The sequence below is a fragment of the Pseudomonas sp. Marseille-Q5117 genome, assembly GCF_946901175.1.
GTDB lineage: Bacteria > Pseudomonadota > Gammaproteobacteria > Pseudomonadales > Pseudomonadaceae > Aquipseudomonas > Aquipseudomonas iranensis.
The window spans coordinates 50369-71161 of record NZ_CAMPPP010000001.1; the positions used below are offsets into that span (position 1 = coordinate 50369).

Consider the following 20793-nt stretch of genomic DNA (forward strand, 5'->3'; position numbering starts at 1 on the left):
TGTTACTGCTTAGGCAGCGAATGTCAACGCAATAGTTAGGGGGCTTGGTAATCAGTCGCTGACCGGTCACGCTGAATCGTTCCCACGCTCCGCGTGGGAATCCAGCCGGGGACGCTCTACGTCGATTTTTGAGAGCGGGGACGCAGAGCGTCCCTTGAGGCATTCCCACGCAGAGCGTGGGAACGATCATTGAAGGGAGCGAGAGCTAGAAATCCCGCTTGTAGAAAATATCCAGCGAACTCGCCACGCCGCTCGCCGCTTCGACGTAGACCTTCTTGCTCAGCTTGTAGCGCAGGGCGATGGTGCTGGCCGGTTCGAATACACCCACTCCATAGCGCAGGCTGAGTTTTTCCGAGATGTTGCCGCTGGCGACGACGCTGGTGTCGTTGCCGCTGCCTTGGGTGTCGAGTTGGAAGTCCTGAATACCCAGATCCTTGGCCAGGCCGCTGGTGATCCCGGCGCTGCCCATCAGACCCAGACCCAATGCCGCTTGCGCGAGCATGTTGTTGTCTTCGCCGCTGGTGCTCAGCGGACGGCCCAGCACCAGGTACGACAGCGCCTGTTCCTGACTCATCGCCGGTTCGGAGAAGATCTGCGTGGTTGGCTGTTCGGCGCTGCCGCTCAGGCGAATACCGGCGATGACGTCGTCGGTCTGGCGGATCGCTTCAATGTCCAGATACGGCTGGTCGATGGGACCGGCGAACAACAGACGCGCGCGACGCACCGTCAGGCGCTGGCCGTAGGCGCGATAGCGGCCGTCGTTGAGCCAGAGTTCGCCACGGGTGTCCATGTTGTCGCCGATGTGCACCTGACCTTGCAGATTCGCGGTCAGGCCGAAACCGGCAAAGCTCAGCTTGTCCTGGCCGACGATTACGTCGATGTTCATTTTCATCGCGATCGGTGGTTTGCCCTCTTCGGTCTGCGCGCCAACGATGATCGTGTCGTCGGAGACTTTCACGGTTGATGGCGGCAGTTCGCGCACGGTGATTTCGCCTTTCGGCACCAGCACCTTGCCGGCAACTTTCAGCTCATCGCCGGCCATGGAAATCTTCAGATCCGGGGCCATTTCCAGTTTGGCGTAGGGTTCGACGCTGACCGGCAATTGCGTGCCCTTGAGCGCCAGATCAACCACCAGCGCCTGCCCCCAGGCGACGTTGCCGTTGAGACTGCCTTTGCCAGTCTTGCCGCTGTCCCAGCCACCGTCCAGGCGCACCGATTCGCCGGCGATCGCCGCCGTCAGTTGCAGATTCTGCAGCTCCATCGGCAGTTCGGCGCCGGACACTTCGCCATCGCTGAGCTGCACGGTGCCGTTGACCAGCGGTGCGAGCAGGCCACCGGAAATAGTGCCGCTGCCGTTGAGCCGGCCGGTGAGTTTTTCCACCATCGGCACGAACGGTCGCGCAACCGAAAGATCGAGGCCGGAAAGGCGGAACGAGCCGCTCAGCGGTTTGTTTTTCGGCAGCGGATTGAGCTGCGCCTGCACCAGTAATTCGCCGAGTTTGCCGCCGACAAAATTGAGCTCGGTGTCGACGCGCTTGGGCGTGAGTTTGCTGCTGAGTTTGAGGGTCTGATAGGGGAAATCCAGCCAGCGATCCTTGTCGCGCACGCGCAGGGTGCCGCCGCTGGCATCGACACTGACCGCGCCGTTCGGGCCGCTCGCCGGCAAGTCCAGTTGCAGATCGGCGTTGAGTCGACCCTGCCAGGCGAAGTCCTTGGGCAACCATTGCGCAAGGCTTTCAATCGGGAATTGCTTGAGGTGATAACGCAGCTTCGGCTCGGGCATCAGGCGTTGGTCTTCGCCACACAGGCTGGCGTTGCCGGACAGCCAGCAATGCGCGCCGAAATTGATCTGGCCGTCCGCCAGGCGTTCCAGTCTGGCCGGGCTTTGCAGCCTCCAGTCCTGGCCACCGGCCTGAATGTCGCCACTGGCCAGGCGTCCGCGCCAGTTGCCCTTGTCGAGGTTGCCGTCCAGACCGAGGGCCAGTTTCAGCTTCGGTCCGATCAGGTCGAGGTTGAGTTTCTGGCTTTTGATATCGCCCTGAGCACTGGCGGTCAGGGTGCCCAGCGAGGTGTCGCCGGTCTGAATGCCGCTGCCTTTGAGATTGATCTTCGCCCGCTGCGCGCTGTCGAGCGTGGCGTCGAGGTTGAGGCTTTGCAGGCGATTGTCCTGAAAGGCCAGTTGCGAACCTTGCAGATCGAGCTTGCCCTGCGGCGCCTTCAGCGTGCCGGCGACGTTGACCTGACCGTTGACCTGCCCGCGCAATTGCGGCCACAGCTGGGCCAGACGCGGCAGCTTGATGTCGATCTGCCCGCCGAGTTTGTCCTGCAGGCTGCCCTTGCCGTTGATGCTGTTATCGCCGAGGCGGATCTGCAGGGCGTTGAGGTTCCACCGCTCGCCAGCGCCGTCAGCCTTGGCCTGGAGGACCGCCGGCTGACCGCGCAATTTGCCTTTGAGGTCGAGGTCGGCGCTGAGGCTGCGCTGATCATTCTTCATCTCGCCTTTGCTCTGCACCGGCCCGGCCAGCGTGCCCGGCAGTTCGGCGACCCAGTACGCCGGGTTGAGCGCCGACAGATCCAGCGCGGTATCCCAGGCGATGCCGTCGGCGAAGCGCACATTGACGTGCCCTTCGGCCTTGCCCTGCCCGGCCCGCATGACCAGTTGAGGCAAAGCAATCTGTTCGAGGCTGCCGCTGAACGGACTGCTCAGGGTGAACGCCCCCGCCGGGCCATCCAGCGCGGCGTCGAAATTACCGAGGTACTGGCCGTCTGTGTAGGACACTTCGCCGGTAAAGGTGCGCAACGTCACTTGCGGCTCGTCGATTTCCGGATAGAGCCGGTGCCACGGGAAGTCTTGCCAGTTGATATTGGCCTGAGCGCTGAGGCCCTTGCTCCAGTCGACGTTGCCGCTGAGCTTGAGGCTTTGCTTGTCGCTGGCCGTCAGATCAAGACCGGCGATCTGCGCGCCGCTGGCGTCGACCTTGCCTTTCAGTAGCAGCGCCACCGGTGATTTCTCGGCGGGCAGCGTGGCGTTGCCGAGCAGTTGATAACCGTTTTTCAGGTCGCCTTCGCCGGTGAGCACAAGCTGATTGAATTGCAGCGTGTCCGGCAGATCGGCGCTCGGCTTGAACGCGTCGCTGGTGATGCGCAGCTTGGCTGGCAGGTTTTCCGCCAGCGCTTGCAGTTCACCGCTCAGCTGGCCGTCGAAGTAGCCACGGCTGTCGGCGTGCAGCTTGAGGGTTTTCAGCAGGTCGCCGTCGACTTTCAGCGCCAGGGTCCACGGCTCGCTGCCGGGAGAAGGCAAAGTCAAATCGCCCTGAATCGTCAGCGGCCAGTTGCCGCTCGGTTGCAGCAGGCCGGACAGGTTCAGGCTGAGCTCGTCGCGCTGCAATTTCACGCTGTCGATCTGCAGGCCCTGAGCGGTCCAGTGCGCCGCCAGTTGCAAGCCCTTGAGCTGTTCGCTGCCGTTGAACAACAGGCTGCCGACTTCGACATCGCCCAGTTCAATGGCCAACGGCAATTTCAGGTCCGGCAGTGTGATCGGGCCGCTCTCGGTGGTTTCTTCGCTCGGCGGGAATTGCAGGATTACCTGATCGGCCTTGAGCTGATCGATGCACAAGGTCATGCGCGTCAGGCACAGTGGCGACCAGGCGAAGATCGCCTTGTTCAGCTCGACTCGGCTGGTGTCCTGCTGCCACACCAAGTGATCGGCGCTCCACTGCCCAGCGAGGCGACCGTGGAAATTCTCCACGCTCAGGCCCGGCACCAGGCCCAGCGCCCAACGACTGCCGGCCTGCGTACCAAGCAGTGCGGCCAGGCTCAAGACGATGAACAAGACCAGCGCCAACAAAGTCAGCGCTGTTATTTTCACACCACGCTTCACAGCTCAGGCCCCATGGAAAAGTGCAGCCGGATGCCGCCGTCGTCGTCCAGCGCGTGGGCCAGGTCAAGGCGGATCGGCCCGACCGGCGAGACCCAGCGCACACCTACACCGACCCCGGTCTTGAGGTCGGGCAGTTCGAGTTTGTTGAAAGAGTTGCCCTGGTCGACGAATGTCGCGGCCCGCCATTTCTCGGCGATCGAATACTGATACTCGACGCTGCCGGCAATCATGTAGCGGCCACCGATGCGGTCGCCGTCAGAATTTTTCGGCGACAGGCTCTGGTAGTCGTAACCGCGCACGCTCTGATCGCCACCGGCAAAAAAGCGCAGCGACGGCGGAATCGAGTTGTAGCCGTTGGTGGCGCTGCCGCCGACCTGCACGCGGCCGAGCAAGCGGTGCCTGTCGAACACCGTGGTCAGGCCCTTGACCAGCGCGGTGCCATATAAAAGGTTGTTGTCCGAACCGAGGCCTTCCTTGGCCACTTTGCTTTCGAAGCTCAGGCGATAGCCATTACGCGGGTCGATGCGGTTGTCGCTTTTAAGGTAGGAATAACTGATGCCGGGCATCAGCAACGTGCTCAGGCCCGAGTCGTCGCCGAGTTCGTATTCTTCACGTTGCCATTTCAGCGAGATCACCCGCTGCCAGCCGCTGGGCAACTTGCTGTGCCATTCCGGGCCGAAGGTCAGCAGCTTGCTGAGGGTGTCGGAGCCTTCGATGTCTTCGAACTGATAGCCGCCGGCCCAGCGCAGTTTGTCGGTCAGTGGCGGGTCGAGCGGGATGTCATAGAACAGCCCGACGTTCTGTCGGGGCGCCGAGAGTTCAGCTTCCCAGCCGTAACTGTCGCCCTGCGGGTTGACCCAGTGGCGCGTCCAGTTGGCCTTGATCCGCGGGCCGACGTCGGTCGAATAACCGAGGCCCAGACCCATGGTGCGCGGCTTGCGCGTATCGAGTTTGACGGCGACCGGAATCACATCGTTCTGCGCTGCCGTCGGTGCTGCATCGACGCGCACGCCTTCGAAATAGCCGCTCGATTGCAGGTCGCGGTTGAGTTCGGCGATCAGTTCCGAATCATAAGGCTCGCCTGCCTTGAACGGCACCATGCGTTGCAGCAGGTCTTCGTCGAACGGCGTGTCGCCCTCGAAACTGACTTTGCCCAGCGCATAACGCGGGCCGCTGTCGTAGATCAATTCGATGTCGGCCACGCCCGCGCGCGGATCGACCATGAGTTTCTGGCTGGTGAAATGACCGCTGAAGTAACCGAAGCGCGAGGCCTGGTTCTGGATCACCCGTTTGGCGTCTTCGTAACGGCCATGGTTGAGCACGGCGCCGGACTTGAGCAGGTCGCTTTTCGGTACGCGAAAGGATTTCAGCGAGGCCGCCGGGCCGTCGACGCGCACGGTGACGTTGCGCAGGCGAATCGGCTCGCCGGGATCGATGTTCAGCACCAGACGCGGTTTTTCCCCGCCCTTGACGTCGCTGTCGATCTGCGGCTGGTAGTAGCCCAGCGCCTGGGCCGCTTTGCGCGCCTGCTCTTCGGCACCGCGAGTGAAGCGCAGCAAGGCTTCTTCGTCGCGATCGCCGAGGCTGCCGATATAGCCTTCTATATTGGCCTTGAGTTCATCGTTGGACGGCTTGATCCGTACATCCAATTCACTTTGCGCCAGCGCCGCGCAGCTGGATAACAGCATCAGCACGCCGCTGGTAAATCTTCGTGGAAACTTCATAGGCGCGGATGCTATCACGGGCTCGGGAGCCTGATAGAACAGGTAATTTGTGAAGAAGTTCGATCGTTATCCCGTTGCTGTTTGTAACACCTGCGGATTGGCGTGGAAAAATACGTGTTCGCGCACCGGCCCGACGGCAACCTCGCCGATCTCCTGATAACCCTGCCTTTTATAGAATTCCAGGTAGCGCGGGTTGCCGGTGTCGAGCACCACCCCTTGCGAGGTTTCATCGACCGCGCACCAGTTGTGCACGGCGGTGAGCAACTGTTCGCCGTAGTGCTTGCCCTGAAACTGCGGATGCACACCGAGCAACGGCAGCACGTGCACCGAGTCACCCGGCACGCACGCGGCGACGGCATCGTGGTATTCCAGATAACGCCGGGTGCAGCGAAAACCGGTGCTGAGCACCATGCGCAAGCGCCACGCCCAGCTTTCGGTAACGCCCAGGCGCCGTTGCGGCGGTGCAATCAGGGCAATGCCGATCAAGCGGTCGTTGACCAGCAGGCCAATCGCCGGCAGGTCCTGGAGAAAATGCTGTTTGACCAGCTCGCGCACCGTGGCGCGCACGCGTTGTTCGTAGCCGGGTCGCTCGGCTTCGAACAGATAGCCGAAGGTTGGCTCGTGGCGATAGGCCTGATACAGCAACGAGCGGGCTTCGCGTGAATAGCCGCGGTCGAGCATGTGGATGTCGGCAACGGCGGACTGGGTTTCAGGCATTGCAGTGATTCTCCCCGGAGGCGCGCTCGGAGACTGGCGCGCTTGTTGGTACGAACCTTGGGCGGATGTGGTGGTTCCCCTGACAGGTTAGACCAGCCTCGGATCTTCATCGACTGGGGCGGGCCTCATCGCTGGCAAGCCAGCTCCCACAGTGTCTGCGTCGTTCACAACATTTACATACACCACAGAAACCTGTGGGAGCTGGCTTGCCAGCGATGGGGTCGGGACAAGCGCTACAAATCCCACAGGCCAAAATGATTTGTCCCACACTGGCCCATCTCCCCCATGTCAGCTAGCATCGCCCTTTTGCCAGGACTGCCAACCATGAAGATTGTTTCCTTCAACATCAACGGACTGCGTGCCCGTCCGCATCAGCTGGCAGCGCTGATCGAAAAACATCAGCCCGACGTGATCGGCCTGCAGGAAACCAAGGTCCACGACGACCAGTTCCCCCACGACGACATCCGCGCCCTCGGCTACCACGTGCACTTCCATGGCCAGAAGGGCCATTACGGTGTCGCCCTGCTCTCGCGCAACGAACCGATTGCGATTCATAAAGGCTTCGCCACCGATGAAGAAGACGCGCAACGGCGCTTTATCTGGGGCACTTTTGCCGATGCCAACGGCGTGCCGGTGACGATCATGAACGGCTATTTCCCACAAGGTGAAAGCCGCGACCACCCAACCAAATTCCCCGCCAAGGAGCGTTTCTACAGCGACCTGCAAGCGCTGCTGGAAAGCCAGTTCCACAATGAACAGCCACTGGTGGTGATGGGTGATGTGAACATATCCCCGGAAGACTGCGACATCGGCATCGGCCCGGACAACATGAAGCGCTGGCTGAAAACCGGCAAATGCAGCTTCCTGCCGGAAGAACGCGAGTGGATGGCGCGCCTGAAAAACTGGGGCCTGACCGACAGCTATCGGCACCTCAACCCCGACGTGAGCGACATGTTCAGCTGGTTCGATTATCGCAGCCGTGGTTTCGAAGATGAGCCGAAGCGTGGTCTGCGGATTGATGTGATTCTGGCGTCCCATGGCCTGCTGCCACGGGTCAAGGATGCCGGCGTGGACTACGAACTGCGCGGCATGGAAAAACCGTCGGATCATGCGCCGATCTGGCTTGAGCTGGCCTGATTCGCGAGTTGCCTGAGATCCCTGTGGGAGCGAGCTTGCTCGCGAAGGCGGAGTGTCAGTAATCAGATATGTTGCTGATACGCCGCCTTCGCGAGCAAGCTCACTCCCACAATTGATATTTACACCCTTCAATCCCTGTCATATTTCGGTCACGCGCCTGACTTAATCTCCCCGGCAATCCCCTTGGCTTGATTCGGTGCTGGAATGACCCTGCGTGTTCTCTGCGTTTTCCTGTTGAGTGGCTGGCTGTCGGTGTCCGCCGCCGCCCTGCCGATCCCCGAAAACGGCCCGGCATTACGCATTCAGGGCTCCAACACCATCGGCGCCGAACTCGGCCCGGCGCTGGTCGAAGGCCTGTTGCAGGAACAAGGCCTGCTGAAAATCCACCGCGAAACCCCGGACACCGCCAACGAACAACGCATCGTTGGCCAGACCGCACAAGGGCAACGCGTAATCATCGAAGTCGCCGCCCACGGTTCCAGCACCGGTTTCGCCGCGTTGAAAAACGCCAGCGCCGATCTGGCCGCCTCTTCCCGTGAGATCAAGGACAGCGAACTGCTTGCCCTGCAAGCCCTCGGCGATCTGAAAAGCCCGGCGGCCGAGCAAGTGATTGCCATCGACGGCCTGGCGATTATCCTCAACCCGGCCAACCCGCTTGAGCAGTTGAACACCGAGCAACTGGCGCGGATTTTTGCCGGCGAAGTGAAAACCTGGGAAGAGCTCGGTAGCCGTGGCGGCGCCATCCATTTGTATGCGCGGGATGATCAGTCCGGGACGTACGACACGTTCAAGGAACTGGTCCTGAGCCGGCGTGGGAAAAGTCTCAGCAGCGCGGCGAAGCGTTTCGAATCCAGCGAGCAGTTGTCCGACGCGGTCAGCGCCGATCCGCAAGGTATCGGCTTCATCGGCTTGCCTTACGTGCGTCAGGCCAAAGCCGTGGCGATTGCCGATGGCGCCTCGCAAGCGATGCTGCCGCTGAACAGTCTGATCGCCACCGAAGATTATCCGCTGTCGCGGCGCTTGTTCTTTTATCTACCGCCGGACAGCCGCAATCCGTGGGCGCAGGCGTTGGCAACGTTCGCGCAAAGTCCACAGGGACAGGCGATCGTCGCGACTAGCGGTTTTATCAGCCAGACCGTGCAGGCCATGAGCGTGGCGCCGAATGCGCTGATGCCCGAGGGTTACCAATCCCTCAGCCGGCATGCCCAGCGTCTGACAGTGAATTTCCGTTTTGCCGAGGGCAGCGCCAGTCTGGACAACAAGGCGCGGCAGGATCTGGCGCGGGTGCTCGACTATATAAAGCGCCATGGCAAGACCGAGCGGGCGGTGACGCTGGTGGGGTTTGGTGATTTGAAGGATGACCCGGCGCGGGCTGATCTGCTGTCGAAGCTACGGGCGATGGCGGTGCGGCGCGAGCTGGTCAGGAACGGTGTGGTCATGCGCGAAGTCCGCGGCTTTGGTGCGCTGATGCCGGTGGCGACCAACAGTGCGGATGAAGGGCGGATCAAGAATCGGCGGGTTGAGGTTTGGGTGTATTGATCCTGACGTCGATGTGCTGAATGTGCAGGCCCTTTCGCGAGCAGGCTCGCTCCCACATTGGATCTGTGGCGTGCACAAATCTTGTGGGAGCGAGCCTGCTCGCGAATGAGGCAACTCGGTATTACTGACCGCTACGCATCATCTCCTTCGGCACATACTTGCCGATCTCAAACTTGCCAATCGCCGCGCGGTGCACTTCGTCGGGGCCGTCGGCCAGTCGCAGGGTGCGCTGCATGGCGTACATATAGGCCAGCGGGAAATCGTTCGACACCCCTGCCCCACCGTGCATCTGGATCGCCCGGTCGATCACCCGCAGGGCCACGTTCGGTGCGACGACTTTGATCTGCGCAATCTCGCTTTTCGCCACTTTGTTGCCGACGGTGTCCATCATGTACGCCGCTTTCAACGTCAGCAGACGCGCCATGTCGATCTCCATCCGCGAGTCGGCGATCTTGTCGATGTTGCCGCCCAGACGCGCCAGCGGTTTGCCGAATGCGGTGCGACTCACCGAGCGTTTGCACATCAGTTCCAATGCCCGTTCAGCCATGCCGATCGAACGCATGCAATGGTGAATGCGGCCTGGGCCAAGGCGACCCTGAGCGATTTCAAAGCCGCGTCCTTCACCGAGCAGGACGTTTTCGTACGGCACCCGAACGTTATCGAACAGCACTTCGGCGTGACCGTGCGGTGCGTCGTCGTAACCGAACACCGGCAGCGGCCGGACGATTTTCACCCCGGGGGTGTCGACGGGCACGAGAATCATCGAGTGCTGGGCGTGACGCGGCGCGTCGGGGTTGCTCAGGCCCATGAAGATCAGGATCTTGCAGCGCGGATCGCAAGCGCCGGAAGTCCACCATTTCTTGCCGTTGATTACCCACTGATCGCCATCGCGCACGGCTCGGGCGGCCATGTTGGTTGCGTCGGAAGATGCCACATCAGGCTCGGTCATGGCGAACGCCGAACGGATTTCGCCGCGCAGCAGCGGCTCGAGCCAGCGCTGTTTCTGTTCTTCATTGGCGTAGCGCACCAACACTTCCATGTTGCCGGTGTCCGGCGCCGAGCAGTTGAACGGCTCCGGCCCCAGCAGGGAACGGCCCATGATTTCCGCCAATGGCGCATATTCGAGGTTGCTCAGGCCGGCGCCCAGCTCGGACTCAGGCAGAAACAAATTCCACAGCCCTTCAGCCTTGGCCTTGGCCTTGAGCTCTTCCATGATCGCGGTCGGCTGCCAGCGATCGCCCTCGGCGACCTGGCGCTCGAACACCGCTTCGGCCGGGTAAACGTAAGTGTCCATGAACGCAGTCACGCGCTCACGCAGTTCCTGAACCTTGGGCGAATAAGCGAAATCCATGGGTAGTTACCTTCTCGGGCAGAGGTTGTTCAAGTCATGCAATCGATGCTAGAACAGCGCTGATCATTTACCTAGCCTATTCTCGGCGTGTATAAACATTCATCACCAATATATGATCCGCTGATCGTCAGCCCCAAAACACTTGCACTTAATAACAAGAGAAGCCGCGTTATGAATCTGAGCAAGGTCGACCTGAACCTTTTCATCGTCTTCGACGCGATCTACACCGAAGCCAACCTGACCCGCGCCGGGCAGATTGTCGGGATCACCCAGCCGGCGGTGTCCAATGCCCTGGCGCGGTTGCGCGAGACCTTCAACGACCCGCTCTTCGTGCGCACCGCTCAGGGCATGGTGCCTACGCCGATGGCGCAGAACATCATCGGCCCGGTGCGCAACGCCCTGTCGCTGCTGCGCGTGTCGGTGCAGGAAAGCCGCATTTTCAACCCGGCGCAGGCGGCCAAGACCTACCGCATCAGCATGACCGACCTGACGGAGGCAATCATTCTGCCGCCACTGTTCCAGCGCCTGCGCCGCCTCGCGCCAACGGTGATCATCGAAAGCTTTCTGTCCAAGCGCCGGGAAACCACCAAGGAACTCGCAGCTGGGCGTCTGGATTTCGCCGTGGATGCGCCGCTCAACACCGACCCGCAGGTGCGCCACGTCAAGCTGATGGACGACCGTTACGTCTGCGCCATGCGCAAGGGCCATCCAATGGCGAGCAAGGAAAAACTCAGCCTCGATGACTACCTGTCGCTGACTCACATCCATATTTCCAGCCGCCGCAGCGGTCTGGGTTATGTCGATCTGGCGCTGGGCAAAATGGGCATCCAGCGCAAGATCGCCCTGCGCTCGCAGCACTATTTGATGGCTTCGCAAGTGATGCAGCAGACCGACATGGTCATGACCGTGCCGGAACGCTTCGCCCGCCGCCATGATTTGCAGTCGTTCAATTTGCCGGTGAATGATGTGCCGTCGGTGGAAACGCATTTGTACTGGCACGAAAGCACCGACCAGGACCCGGCCAACCGCTGGATGCGCGAGCAGATGATCGAGTTGTGCCAGCAGGTGACGGCGCAGGAGAAGAAGCTGGAGAAGGTGTAGGGCTTTTATACCGCGTTATCGTTCTTCGCGAGCAGGCTCGCTCCCACAATGAATTGCATTTCATCTGAAGGAACGCGGTCGAATCTGGGAGCGAGCCTGCTCGCGAAGAGGCCGGCAAACGCAGCGAGGATCTTGAGCCTTGACGTAAACGTAAACCACCGATTAGCTTAGCGCCATGCCCCTTTTCCGAGCGCTTTCATGAGCAGTCAGACCTACAGCATTTCCGACCTCGCCCGCGAGCTGGACATCACCACCCGGGCGATCCGCTTTTATGAAGAGCAAGGCCTGCTCAGCCCCGAGCGTCGTGGCCAGGAACGTATCTATTCGCCGCGCGACAAGGTCACTCTGAAGCTGATCCTGCGCGGCAAGCGCATCGGTTTTTCCCTGGCCGAATGCCGCGAGCTGATCGAACTCTACGACCCGTCCGGCGGTAACACCAAACAGCTCAACAGCATGCTGGCGAAAATCAGCGAACGCCGCGAACAGCTCGAACAGCAGCTGCTGGATATCGAACAGATGAAGCTCGAGCTGGATACTGCTGAAGAGCGCTGCGTGCAGGCGCTGGAGCAGACGCTCAAGAGCCAGCAGGCGGTCTAGCCAACACTGGCGCCCCTGTGGGAGCGAGCCTGCTCGCGAATGCATTCTGTCATCCAGCATTAACGGTGACTGATCCACCGCTTTCGCGAGCAGGCTCGCTCCCACAGGGTTCTTCGTGAACTCAAAAAACAGGCAGGTCCCACCCATGTCCCTCCCCTCCCAAGTACGCCTGATCGAAGTCGGCCCGCGCGATGGCCTGCAGAACGAAGCCCAGCCGATCAGCGTCGCTGACAAGGTGCAACTGGTCGATGCGCTGAGCGCCGCCGGGCTTGGCTACATCGAAGTCGGCAGTTTCGTCTCGCCGAAATGGGTGCCGCAGATGGCCGGATCCGCCGAAGTGTTCGCGCAGATCCAGCGCAAACCCGGCGTGACCTACGGCGCGCTGGCGCCGAACCTGCGCGGCTTTGAAGACGCGCTTGCCGCCGGGGTCAAGGAAGTCGCGGTGTTCGCCGCCGCCTCCGAGGCGTTCTCGCAGCGCAATATCAATTGCTCGATCAGCGAAAGCCTGGCGCGGTTTGCGCCGATCATGGAGGCGGCGAAACAACACGGCGTTACCGTGCGCGGTTACGTTTCCTGTGTGTTGGGCTGCCCGTATGAAGGCAACGTTGCGCCGGAGCAAGTGGCGATGGTCGCGCGTGAACTGTACGCGATGGGCTGCTATGAAGTGTCGCTGGGCGACACCATCGGCACCGGCACGGCCGGCGCGACCCGGCGCCTGTTCGAGGTGGTCTCGGCGCAGGTGCCACGGGACAGACTCGCCGGGCATTTCCACGACACCTATGGCCAGGCCATGGCCAACATCTACGCCAGCCTGCTCGAAGGCATTGCGGTGTTCGACAGCTCTATCGCCGGCCTCGGCGGCTGCCCGTACGCCAAAGGCGCGAGCGGTAACGTTGCCACCGAAGATGTGGTGTACCTGCTCAACGGCCTGGGCATCGAGACCGGTATCGACCTGGACGCCTTGATTGCCGCGGGCCAGCAGATCAGCGCAGTGCTCGGCCGCCCGAGCGGTTCGCGGGTGGCCAAGGCGCGCAGCGCGCAGTGAGGTGTTACCGCTGCGTCAGGGATGTGGGCAAAAGCGAGTAACACGGAAACAAATTGTCTGGCTTTGCCTGGAGCCGAAAAAGCCTGAAAACTTTAAGTAGCTGATTTATAAAGGCTTTTAAAAGTTGGCACGACACCTGCTATCTCTATCGCATAACAAGAATAAAAAGCCGCAAACCAATAAAAACAAGACGAAACGACTCTGACATAACAAGAACAACACGGCAGAGACGCAGCTAACAGATTTTTTTGGAGAAGGTGTGCTTTTCAGGGGGCTCTCAGGAGTGACCCGCAACCGGGCAGAGAACAATAAAACTACCTTCAGGTAGCTCCCGAATCGGTTGGATCGTTAAACGAGAAAGCGGATCAGCGCTCAAAAAAATACGTTTGCTCTTGACCCCGGATGGGGGTCGCCAAAAAGCTGTACAGGGCCACGGTTGCCAAAAACAACAACAGACCGACCCTCAATAATAAAAAGAGCACGCAACGACAAATTAAAGGGGAGCTTCGGCTCCCCTTTGTGCTTTCTGCGATTCGTCTCTCTATCACTGCACCCCTGTGGGAGCGAGCCTGCTCGCGAAAACGGTGTGCCAGACACATTTGCGCTGAATGACACACCGCATTCGCGAGCAGGCTCGCTCCCACAGAAGTTTTGTGATTATCCCTCGATTGTTTTCAACTCCTCGATACTGATCTCGCGCATCCTGAATTTCTGGATCTTGCCCGTCACCGTCATCGGAAACGCGTCGACGAATTTGAAGTAACGCGGTGTCTTGAAATGGGCGATGCGTTCCTTGCACCACGTTTGCAGCTCCAGCTCCGAGGCGCTGTGGCCGGGGTGGAATTTGATCCAGGCGACGATTTCCTCACCGTAGCGCGTGCACGGAATGCCGATCACCTGCACGTCGGCCACCGCCGGATGGGTGAAGAAGAATTCCTCCAGCTCACGGGGATAAACGTTCTCGCCGCCACGAATGATCATGTCTTTGTTACGCCCGGCGATGTTGACGTAACCCTCCTCGTTCATGCTCGCCAGGTCGCCGGTGTGCATCCAGCCGGCCTCATCGATGGCTTCGGCGGTGGCCTGCGGGTTGTTCCAATAGCCGAGCATCACGCTGTAGCCGCGCGTGCACAGTTCGCCGATAGTGCCGCGCGGCACGAGGTTGCCGGCGGTGTCGATGATCTTGCTTTCCAGTTGCGGCTGGGTGCGCCCGACCGTGGTGACACGCAATTCCAGCTCATCCGCCGGCCCGGTCTGCAACGATACCGGACTGGTTTCGGTCATGCCGTAGGCGATCTGCACTTCGCTCATGTGCATCTCGTTGATCACCCGGCGCATGACCTCGATCGGACAAGTGGCGCCGGCCATGATCCCGGTGCGCAGGCTCGACAGGTCGAAAGTCTGCCGCTGCGGCTGATCGAGCATGGCGATGAACATGGTCGGCACGCCGTACAGCGCCGTGGCCTGCTCTTCCGCTACTGCTTGCAGGGTCAGGGCCGGATCGAACGCGTCATTGGGGTAAATCATCGTACTGCCATGGGTGACGCAACCGAGGTTGCCCATGACCATGCCGAAGCAGTGATACAGCGGCACCGGAATCACCAGACGATCGGCAGCCGTCAGGCCGAGGCTTTCGCCGACCATGTAGCCGTTGTTGAGAATGTTGTAGTGACTGAGGGTCGCGCCCTTGGGGAAACCGGTGGTGCCGGAGGTGTACTGGATGTTCACCGGTTGATCGAAATGCAGGCTGGCACTGCGTTCACGCAATTGGTCGGGCGAGACGCTGACCGCCAGATCGCTGAGCTGCGACCACGGCAGAAAACCGGGCGGCGGATTGGCATCGAGGCTGATCACGCCGCGCAGCTCCGGCAGGCGTTCGCTGCGCAGCTGACCGATGGCGTGCTCAGCCAATTCTGGCGCCAGGCTCTGGAGCATTTCGTGGTAATTCGAGGTCTTGAACGCTCCGGCACAGACCAGCCACTGGCAGCCGGATTGCTTGAGCACGTACTCGAGTTCGGAGCTGCGGTAGGCCGGATTGATGTTGACCAGGATCACGCCGATCTTCGCCGTGGCGAACTGGGTAATGCACCACTGCGCGCAATTCGGCGCCCAGATGCCGAGGCGATCGCCGGTCTGCAAGCCCAGCGCGAGCAAGGCTCTGGCCTGCTCATCCACCGCCTCGGCCAGTTGCCGCCACGAATACCGCAGCCGTTGATGGCGCACCACCAACGCCTCGCCGTCCGGGTGTTGCGCGACAGTCTGATCGAAGCGCTGACCAATGGTCATCGCCAGCAGGGCTTTGTCCTGAGAGCCACGGTGTAGCTGCGCTGCGGGTTTGCACTGGGTTGATCCATGACGACCCCTATTGTCTTTATTAGTGGGTTTTCCCGGTTTTGAATCCCTGTAGGAGCGAGCCTGCTCGCGAATACGCTGCGTCATTCACCCTTTAGGGCGACTGGCACAGCGCTTTCGCGAGCAGGCTCGCTCCCACCAGAAACAAACCGATATCTGATCCTGAACTGCCCTTACTCTCGCCCAAGTTGACGCTTACGTAAAGCCGATTGACAGTCGATCTCTGGAAGCTTTACGTTAACGTAAAGCTGAGCGCCGATTCGTCGTGCGCTCCACCCGATAAAAAAGCCAAAAGGTGCCACATGAGCTATCCATCCCTGAATTTCGCCCTCGGTGAAACCATCGACATGCTGCGCGATCAGGTGCAGTCCTTCGTCGCCGATCAGATCGCCCCGCGTGCCGCGCAGATCGATCACGACAACCTGTTCCCCGCCGACATGTGGCGCAAATTCGGTGACATGGGCCTGCTCGGCATCACCGTGCCGGAAGAGTACGGCGGCGCGGGTCTGGGTTACCTGGCGCACGTGGTGGCGATGGAAGAAATCAGCCGTGGCTCGGCGTCAGTGGCGTTGTCCTATGGCGCGCACTCCAACCTTTGCGTCAACCAGATCAACCGCAACGGCAATCACGAACAGAAAACCAAATACCTGCCAAAACTGATCAGCGGCGAACACGTCGGCGCCCTGGCGATGAGCGAGCCCAACGCCGGTTCCGACGTGGTTTCGATGAAACTGCGCGCCGATAAACGCGGCGACCGCTTCGTCCTCAACGGCAGCAAAACCTGGATCACTAACGGTCCGGACGCCAACACCTACGTGATCTACGCCAAGACCGACCTGGAAAAAGGCCCCCACGGCATAACTGCGTTCATCGTCGAGCGCGACTGGAAAGGCTTCAGCCGCAGCAACAAGTTCGACAAGCTCGGCATGCGCGGCTCCAACACCTGCGAGCTGTTTTTCGATGACGTCGAAGTACCCGAAGAGAACATCCTCGGCGTGCTCAACGGTGGCGTGAAAGTGCTGATGAGCGGCCTCGATTACGAACGCGTGGTGCTCTCCGGCGGCCCGACCGGGATCATGCAGTCGTGCATGGACCTGATCGTGCCGTACATCCACGACCGCAAGCAGTTCGGCCAGAGCATCGGCGAATTCCAGCTGATCCAGGGCAAAGTCGCCGACATGTACACCCAGCTCAACGCCAGTCGTGCCTACCTCTACGCGGTGGCCCAGGCTTGCGAGCGCGGCGAAACCACGCGCAAGGACGCGGCCGGGGTGATCCTCTATACCGCCGAACGCGCCACGCAAATGGCCCTCGACGCGATCCAGATTCTCGGCGGCAACGGCTACATCAACGAATTCCCCGCCGGTCGCCTGCTGCGCGACGCCAAGCTCTACGAAATCGGCGCCGGCACCAGCGAGATCCGGCGCATGCTGATCGGCCGCGAACTGTTCAACGAGACGAAATGAATCTCGCCAGCTGCAAGCCGCAAGCTACACGCTGCAAGAGAACCACGCTCTCGCCCCAATTTGCAGCTTGCCGCTTGTAGCTAGAAGCTGCTTACGGAGTAAGCCCCATGATTCTGCACACTCAGCTCAACCCGCGTTCAGCGGAGTTCGCCACCAACAGTGCGGCGATGCTCAAACAGGTTGACGCGCTGCACACCCTGCTCGCTCAAGTCGCGCAGGGCGGCGGTGTCAAAGCTCAGGAACGCCACACCTCGCGGGGCAAATTGCTGCCGCGCGAGCGCATCAATCGCTTGCTCGACCCCGGCTCGCCGTTTCTCGAAATCAGCCAACTTGCCGCCCATGCGGTTTACGGCGAAGACGTGCCGGCTGCCGGGGTGATCGCCGGCATCGGTCGCGTTGAAGGCGTTGAATGCATGATCGTCGCCAACGATGCGACGGTGAAAGGTGGCTCGTATTACCCGCTCACCGTGAAAAAACACCTGCGCGCGCAGACCATCGCCCAGCAGAATCGCCTGCCGTGCATTTATCTGGTGGATTCCGGTGGCGCCAACCTGCCGCGTCAGGACGAAGTGTTTCCGGATCGCGAGCACTTCGGGCGGATCTTTTTCAACCAGGCCAACATGAGCGCCATGGGCATCCCGCAGATCGCCGTGGTCATGGGTTCGTGCACCGCTGGCGGCGCGTATGTGCCGGCGATGGCGGACGAAGCGATCATGGTGCGCAACCAGGCGACGATTTTCCTCGCCGGCCCGCCGCTGGTGAAAGCCGCGACCGGTGAAGTGGTCAGCGCCGAAGATCTGGGCGGCGCCGATGTGCACTGCAGGACCTCCGGAGTGGCCGACCATTACGCCGAGAACGATGAACACGCCCTCGCCCTCGCCCGCCGCAGCGTCGCCAACCTCAACTGGCGCAAGCTCGGCGAGGTGCAGCAGCGCACGCCGATTGCGCCGCTGTACCCCAGCGACGAGCTGTACGGCGTGGTTCCGGCCGACGCCAAGCAGCCATTCGATGTGCGCGAAGTGATCGCGCGGCTGGTCGACGGTTCGGTGTTCGATGAATTCAAAGCGCTGTTCGGCACCACGCTGGTCTGCGGTTTCGCTCATCTGCATGGCTACCCGATCGCGATTCTGGCGAACAACGGCATCCTCTTCGCCGAAGCCGCGCAGAAAGGCGCGCACTTCATCGAACTGGCCTGCCAGCGCGGCATCCCGCTGCTGTTTCTGCAGAACATCACCGGTTTCATGGTCGGCCAGAAGTACGAAGCCGGCGGCATCGCCAAGCACGGCGCCAAACTGGTGACCGCGGTGGCCTGCGCCAAGGTGCCGAAATTCACCGTGATCATTGGCGGCAGTTTCGGTGCCGGCAACTACGGCATGTGCGGGCGCGCTTACGACCCGCGTTTTTTGTGGATGTGGCCGAATGCGCGGATTGGCGTGATGGGCGCCGAACAGGCCGCAGGCGTCCTGGTGCAGGTCAAGCGCGAACAGGCCGAACGCAGCGGTCAGGCGTTCAGCGCCGAGCAGGAGACCGAGATCAAGCAGCCGATTCTCGACCAGTACGAAGAACAGGGTCACCCCTACTACTCCAGCGCGCGGCTGTGGGACGACGGCGTCATCGACCCGGCGCAGACCCGCGACGTACTGGCCCTGGCCTTGTCCGCGTCGCTGAACGCGCCAATCGAACCGAGCCGCTTCGGCGTGTTCCGGATGTGATGGGGAGAATCTGATGAACGACTTCAATACCCTCGAACTGCAAACCGATCCACGCGGTTTTGCGACGCTGTGGCTCAACCGCGCCGAGAAAAACAACGCGTTCAACGCCGAGATGATCCGCGAACTGATCCTCGCTCTCGACAAGGTCGCCAGCGATTCGAGCCTGCGTTTCCTGCTACTACGCGGGCATGGCAAGCATTTCAGTGCCGGCGCCGACCTGGCGTGGATGCAGCAATCAGCGGAACTCGATTACCACACCAACCTCGATGACGCCCGCGAGCTGGCCGAGCTGATGTACAACCTCGCCAAACTGAAAATCCCCACGCTGGCCGTGGTTCAGGGCGCGGCGTTTGGTGGCGCGCTGGGCTTGATCAGTTGCTGTGACATGGCGATCGGCGCCGATGACGCGCAGTTCTGCCTGTCGGAAGTGCGCATCGGCCTGGCGCCGGCGGTGATCAGTCCGTTCGTAGTGCAGGCGATCGGTGAGCGTGCGGCACGGCGTTATGCGCTGACTGCCGAGCGCTTCAGCGGGCAGCGGGCGCGGGAGATCGGCTTGCTCGCAGAAAGCTATCCTGCGGCGGAACTGGAGCAACAGGTCGAACAGTGGATCGACAACCTGTTGCTCAACAGCCCCGCCGCCATGCGCGCCAGCAAGGACTTGCTGCGCGAAGTCGGCAACGGCGCGCTGACCCCGGCCCTGCGCCGCTACACCGAAAATGCCATCGCGCGGATTCGCGTCAGCCCTGAAGGCCAGGAAGGCTTGCGTGCCTTCCTGCAAAAACGCCCACCGAACTGGCAAGCCGCATCCACCAAGGAGTCGCGTTGATGAGCGCACCTGTGATTACCACCCTGCTGGTGGCCAACCGCGGCGAAATCGCCTGCCGCGTGATGCGCACCGCCAAGGCTCTGGGCCTGACCACCGTCGCCGTGCACAGCGCCACCGACCGCGATGCGCGGCACAGCCGTGAAGCCGATATCCGCGTGGATCTGGGCGGCAGCAAGGCTGCCGAGAGTTATCTGCAAATCGATAAATTGATCGCCGCCGCCAAGGCCAGCGGTGCCCAGGCGATTCATCCCGGCTACGGCTTTCTATCGGAAAACGCCGGATTCGCCCGCGCCATCGAAGCCGCCGGGCTGATCTTCCTCGGCCCGCCCGCCTCGGCCATCGATGCGATGGGCAGCAAATCCGCCGCTAAGGCGCTGATGGAAAAGGCCGGCGTGCCACTGGTTCCGGGCTATCACGGCGAAGCGCAGGACCTCGACACCTTCCGCGAAGCCTGCGAACGCATCGATTATCCGGTGCTGCTCAAGGCCACTGCGGGTGGTGGCGGCAAAGGCATGAAAGTCGTCGAAGATGTCAGCCAACTCGCTGAAGCCCTCGCCTCGGCGCAGCGCGAAGCGCAATCGTCGTTTGGCGACTCGCGGATGTTGGTGGAAAAGTATTTGCTCAAGCCACGTCATGTGGAGATTCAGGTGTTCGCCGATCAGCACGGCAACTGCCTGTATCTCAACGAGCGCGATTGCTCGATCCAGCGTCGGCACCAGAAAGTCGTCGAAGAGGCCCCGGCGCCGGGTCTGACGCCCGAGTTGCGCCGGGCAATGGGCGAAGCGGCTGTGCGTTCGGCGCAGGCGTTTGCGCAGAGTCTGCCGAAGCATGCGCGGGCGGATGATCCCGCCTCCCCCTGGTCTTGCAGCAGTGGTTTGCGCGCAGGTTTGCCGGCGCAAATCACCTTGCACTTGAGCTGCGAGGGACAGGATCGCGCGTTGACCTTGAGAACTGCGGCCCATGCAAAACTGCTGGGCGAGGCGCTGACCATCGAGCATGACGGCGTGCGCCGCACATTGCGGGCGATTCGTCAGGGTGGCGCGTTGTATCTGGAATGGGACGGCGAGTTGCGGCGCATCGAAGCGTTCGATCCGATCAGTGCCGTTGAAGCCAGCCACAGCCATCAGGGCGGTCTGACCGCGCCAATGAACGGCAGTATCGTGCGCGTGCTGGTCGAAACGGGACAATCGGTTGAGGCCGGGGCGCAACTGGTGGTGCTGGAAGCCATGAAGATGGAACACAGCATCCGCGCGCCGCACGCCGGTGTGATCAAAGCGCTGTATTGCCAGGAAGGCGATATGGTCAGCGAAGGCAGCGCTTTGGTTGAACTGGAAGAGGGATGAAAT

General features: G+C 61.3%; 14 protein-coding genes. 9 read left to right on the plus strand and 5 right to left on the minus strand.

Going from position 1 to position 20793, the window contains the following annotated elements; genetic code table 11:
- Positions 1-205 precede the first annotated feature (205 nt).
- The 3 genes from OC605_RS00210 to OC605_RS00220 all read right to left on the minus strand — a co-directional run bounded on the left by OC605_RS00210 (position 206) and on the right by OC605_RS00220 (position 6321).
- Positions 206-3880: a translocation/assembly module TamB domain-containing protein gene (locus OC605_RS00210; protein ID WP_262135991.1), complete on the minus strand. Its 3675-nt coding sequence runs from the start codon at positions 3878-3880 to the stop codon at positions 206-208.
- The gene (locus OC605_RS00215; RefSeq protein ID WP_262135992.1) at positions 3877-5604 is read right to left on the minus strand and encodes an autotransporter assembly complex protein TamA; all 1728 of its coding nucleotides are present in this window, start codon (positions 5602-5604) and stop codon (positions 3877-3879) included. Before OC605_RS00215 ends, OC605_RS00210 begins: the two co-directional genes overlap by 4 nt.
- A gap of 66 nt (positions 5605-5670) precedes the next feature.
- Positions 5671-6321 carry a GNAT family N-acetyltransferase gene (locus tag OC605_RS00220; protein WP_262135993.1) on the minus strand — a complete coding sequence of 217 codons (651 nt, stop codon included), beginning with the start codon at positions 6319-6321 and terminating at the stop codon, positions 5671-5673.
- Between the two features lie 324 nt (positions 6322-6645).
- On the opposite strand from OC605_RS00220, the gene xthA reads away from it, so the two are divergent.
- Both xthA and OC605_RS00230 read left to right on the plus strand, forming a co-directional pair.
- The gene (xthA, locus tag OC605_RS00225; RefSeq protein ID WP_095182083.1) at positions 6646-7458 is read left to right on the plus strand and encodes an exodeoxyribonuclease III; all 813 of its coding nucleotides are present in this window, start codon (positions 6646-6648) and stop codon (positions 7456-7458) included.
- Positions 7459-7662: 204 nt separating this feature from the next.
- Positions 7663-8997 (plus strand): phosphate ABC transporter substrate-binding/OmpA family protein, encoded by a 1335-nt coding sequence (locus OC605_RS00230; RefSeq protein ID WP_262135994.1) that lies wholly within the window; start codon positions 7663-7665, stop codon positions 8995-8997.
- Between the two features lie 121 nt (positions 8998-9118).
- Here the strand turns inward: OC605_RS00230 and OC605_RS00235 are convergent, their stop codons facing one another.
- Entirely contained in the window at positions 9119-10348 is a 1230-nt protein-coding gene (locus tag OC605_RS00235) for an acyl-CoA dehydrogenase (RefSeq protein ID WP_024013435.1), read from the minus strand.
- Between the two features lie 171 nt (positions 10349-10519).
- On the opposite strand from OC605_RS00235, the gene OC605_RS00240 reads away from it, so the two are divergent.
- The 3 genes from OC605_RS00240 (at position 10520) to OC605_RS00250 (ending at position 13091) form a co-directional block, all read left to right on the plus strand.
- A complete protein-coding gene (locus OC605_RS00240) occupies positions 10520-11449 on the plus strand; it encodes a LysR family transcriptional regulator (RefSeq protein ID WP_262135995.1) in 930 nt (309 codons plus the stop codon).
- A 198-nt stretch (positions 11450-11647) separates the two neighbouring features.
- On the plus strand, positions 11648-12046 hold the full coding sequence (locus tag OC605_RS00245) for a MerR family transcriptional regulator (protein ID WP_039763349.1): 399 nt from the start codon (positions 11648-11650) through the stop codon (positions 12044-12046).
- Between the two features lie 145 nt (positions 12047-12191).
- Positions 12192-13091, plus strand: a complete 900-nt coding sequence (locus tag OC605_RS00250; protein ID WP_262135997.1) for a hydroxymethylglutaryl-CoA lyase — start codon at positions 12192-12194, stop codon at positions 13089-13091.
- Between the two features lie 657 nt (positions 13092-13748).
- On the opposite strand, the gene OC605_RS00255 is transcribed toward OC605_RS00250, so the two are convergent.
- The gene (locus OC605_RS00255) at positions 13749-15377 is read right to left on the minus strand and encodes an AMP-binding protein (protein WP_262135998.1); all 1629 of its coding nucleotides are present in this window, start codon (positions 15375-15377) and stop codon (positions 13749-13751) included.
- A gap of 368 nt (positions 15378-15745) precedes the next feature.
- Here OC605_RS00255 and OC605_RS00260 point away from each other — a divergent pair, with 368 nt between their 5' ends.
- The 4 genes from OC605_RS00260 to OC605_RS28050 all read left to right on the plus strand — a co-directional run bounded on the left by OC605_RS00260 (position 15746) and on the right by OC605_RS28050 (position 20790).
- Positions 15746-16909, plus strand: a complete 1164-nt coding sequence (locus OC605_RS00260) for an isovaleryl-CoA dehydrogenase (RefSeq protein WP_024013438.1) — start codon at positions 15746-15748, stop codon at positions 16907-16909.
- A gap of 107 nt (positions 16910-17016) precedes the next feature.
- Positions 17017-18621: a carboxyl transferase domain-containing protein gene (locus OC605_RS00265; protein WP_262135999.1), complete on the plus strand. Its 1605-nt coding sequence runs from the start codon at positions 17017-17019 to the stop codon at positions 18619-18621.
- Positions 18622-18634: 13 nt separating this feature from the next.
- Positions 18635-19447 carry a gamma-carboxygeranoyl-CoA hydratase gene (locus OC605_RS00270; protein ID WP_186566350.1) on the plus strand — a complete coding sequence of 271 codons (813 nt, stop codon included), beginning with the start codon at positions 18635-18637 and terminating at the stop codon, positions 19445-19447.
- Positions 19447-20790: a biotin carboxylase N-terminal domain-containing protein gene (locus OC605_RS28050; RefSeq protein ID WP_410055968.1), complete on the plus strand. Its 1344-nt coding sequence runs from the start codon at positions 19447-19449 to the stop codon at positions 20788-20790. Before OC605_RS00270 ends, OC605_RS28050 begins: the two co-directional genes overlap by 1 nt.
- Positions 20791-20793: the final 3 nt, after the last annotated feature.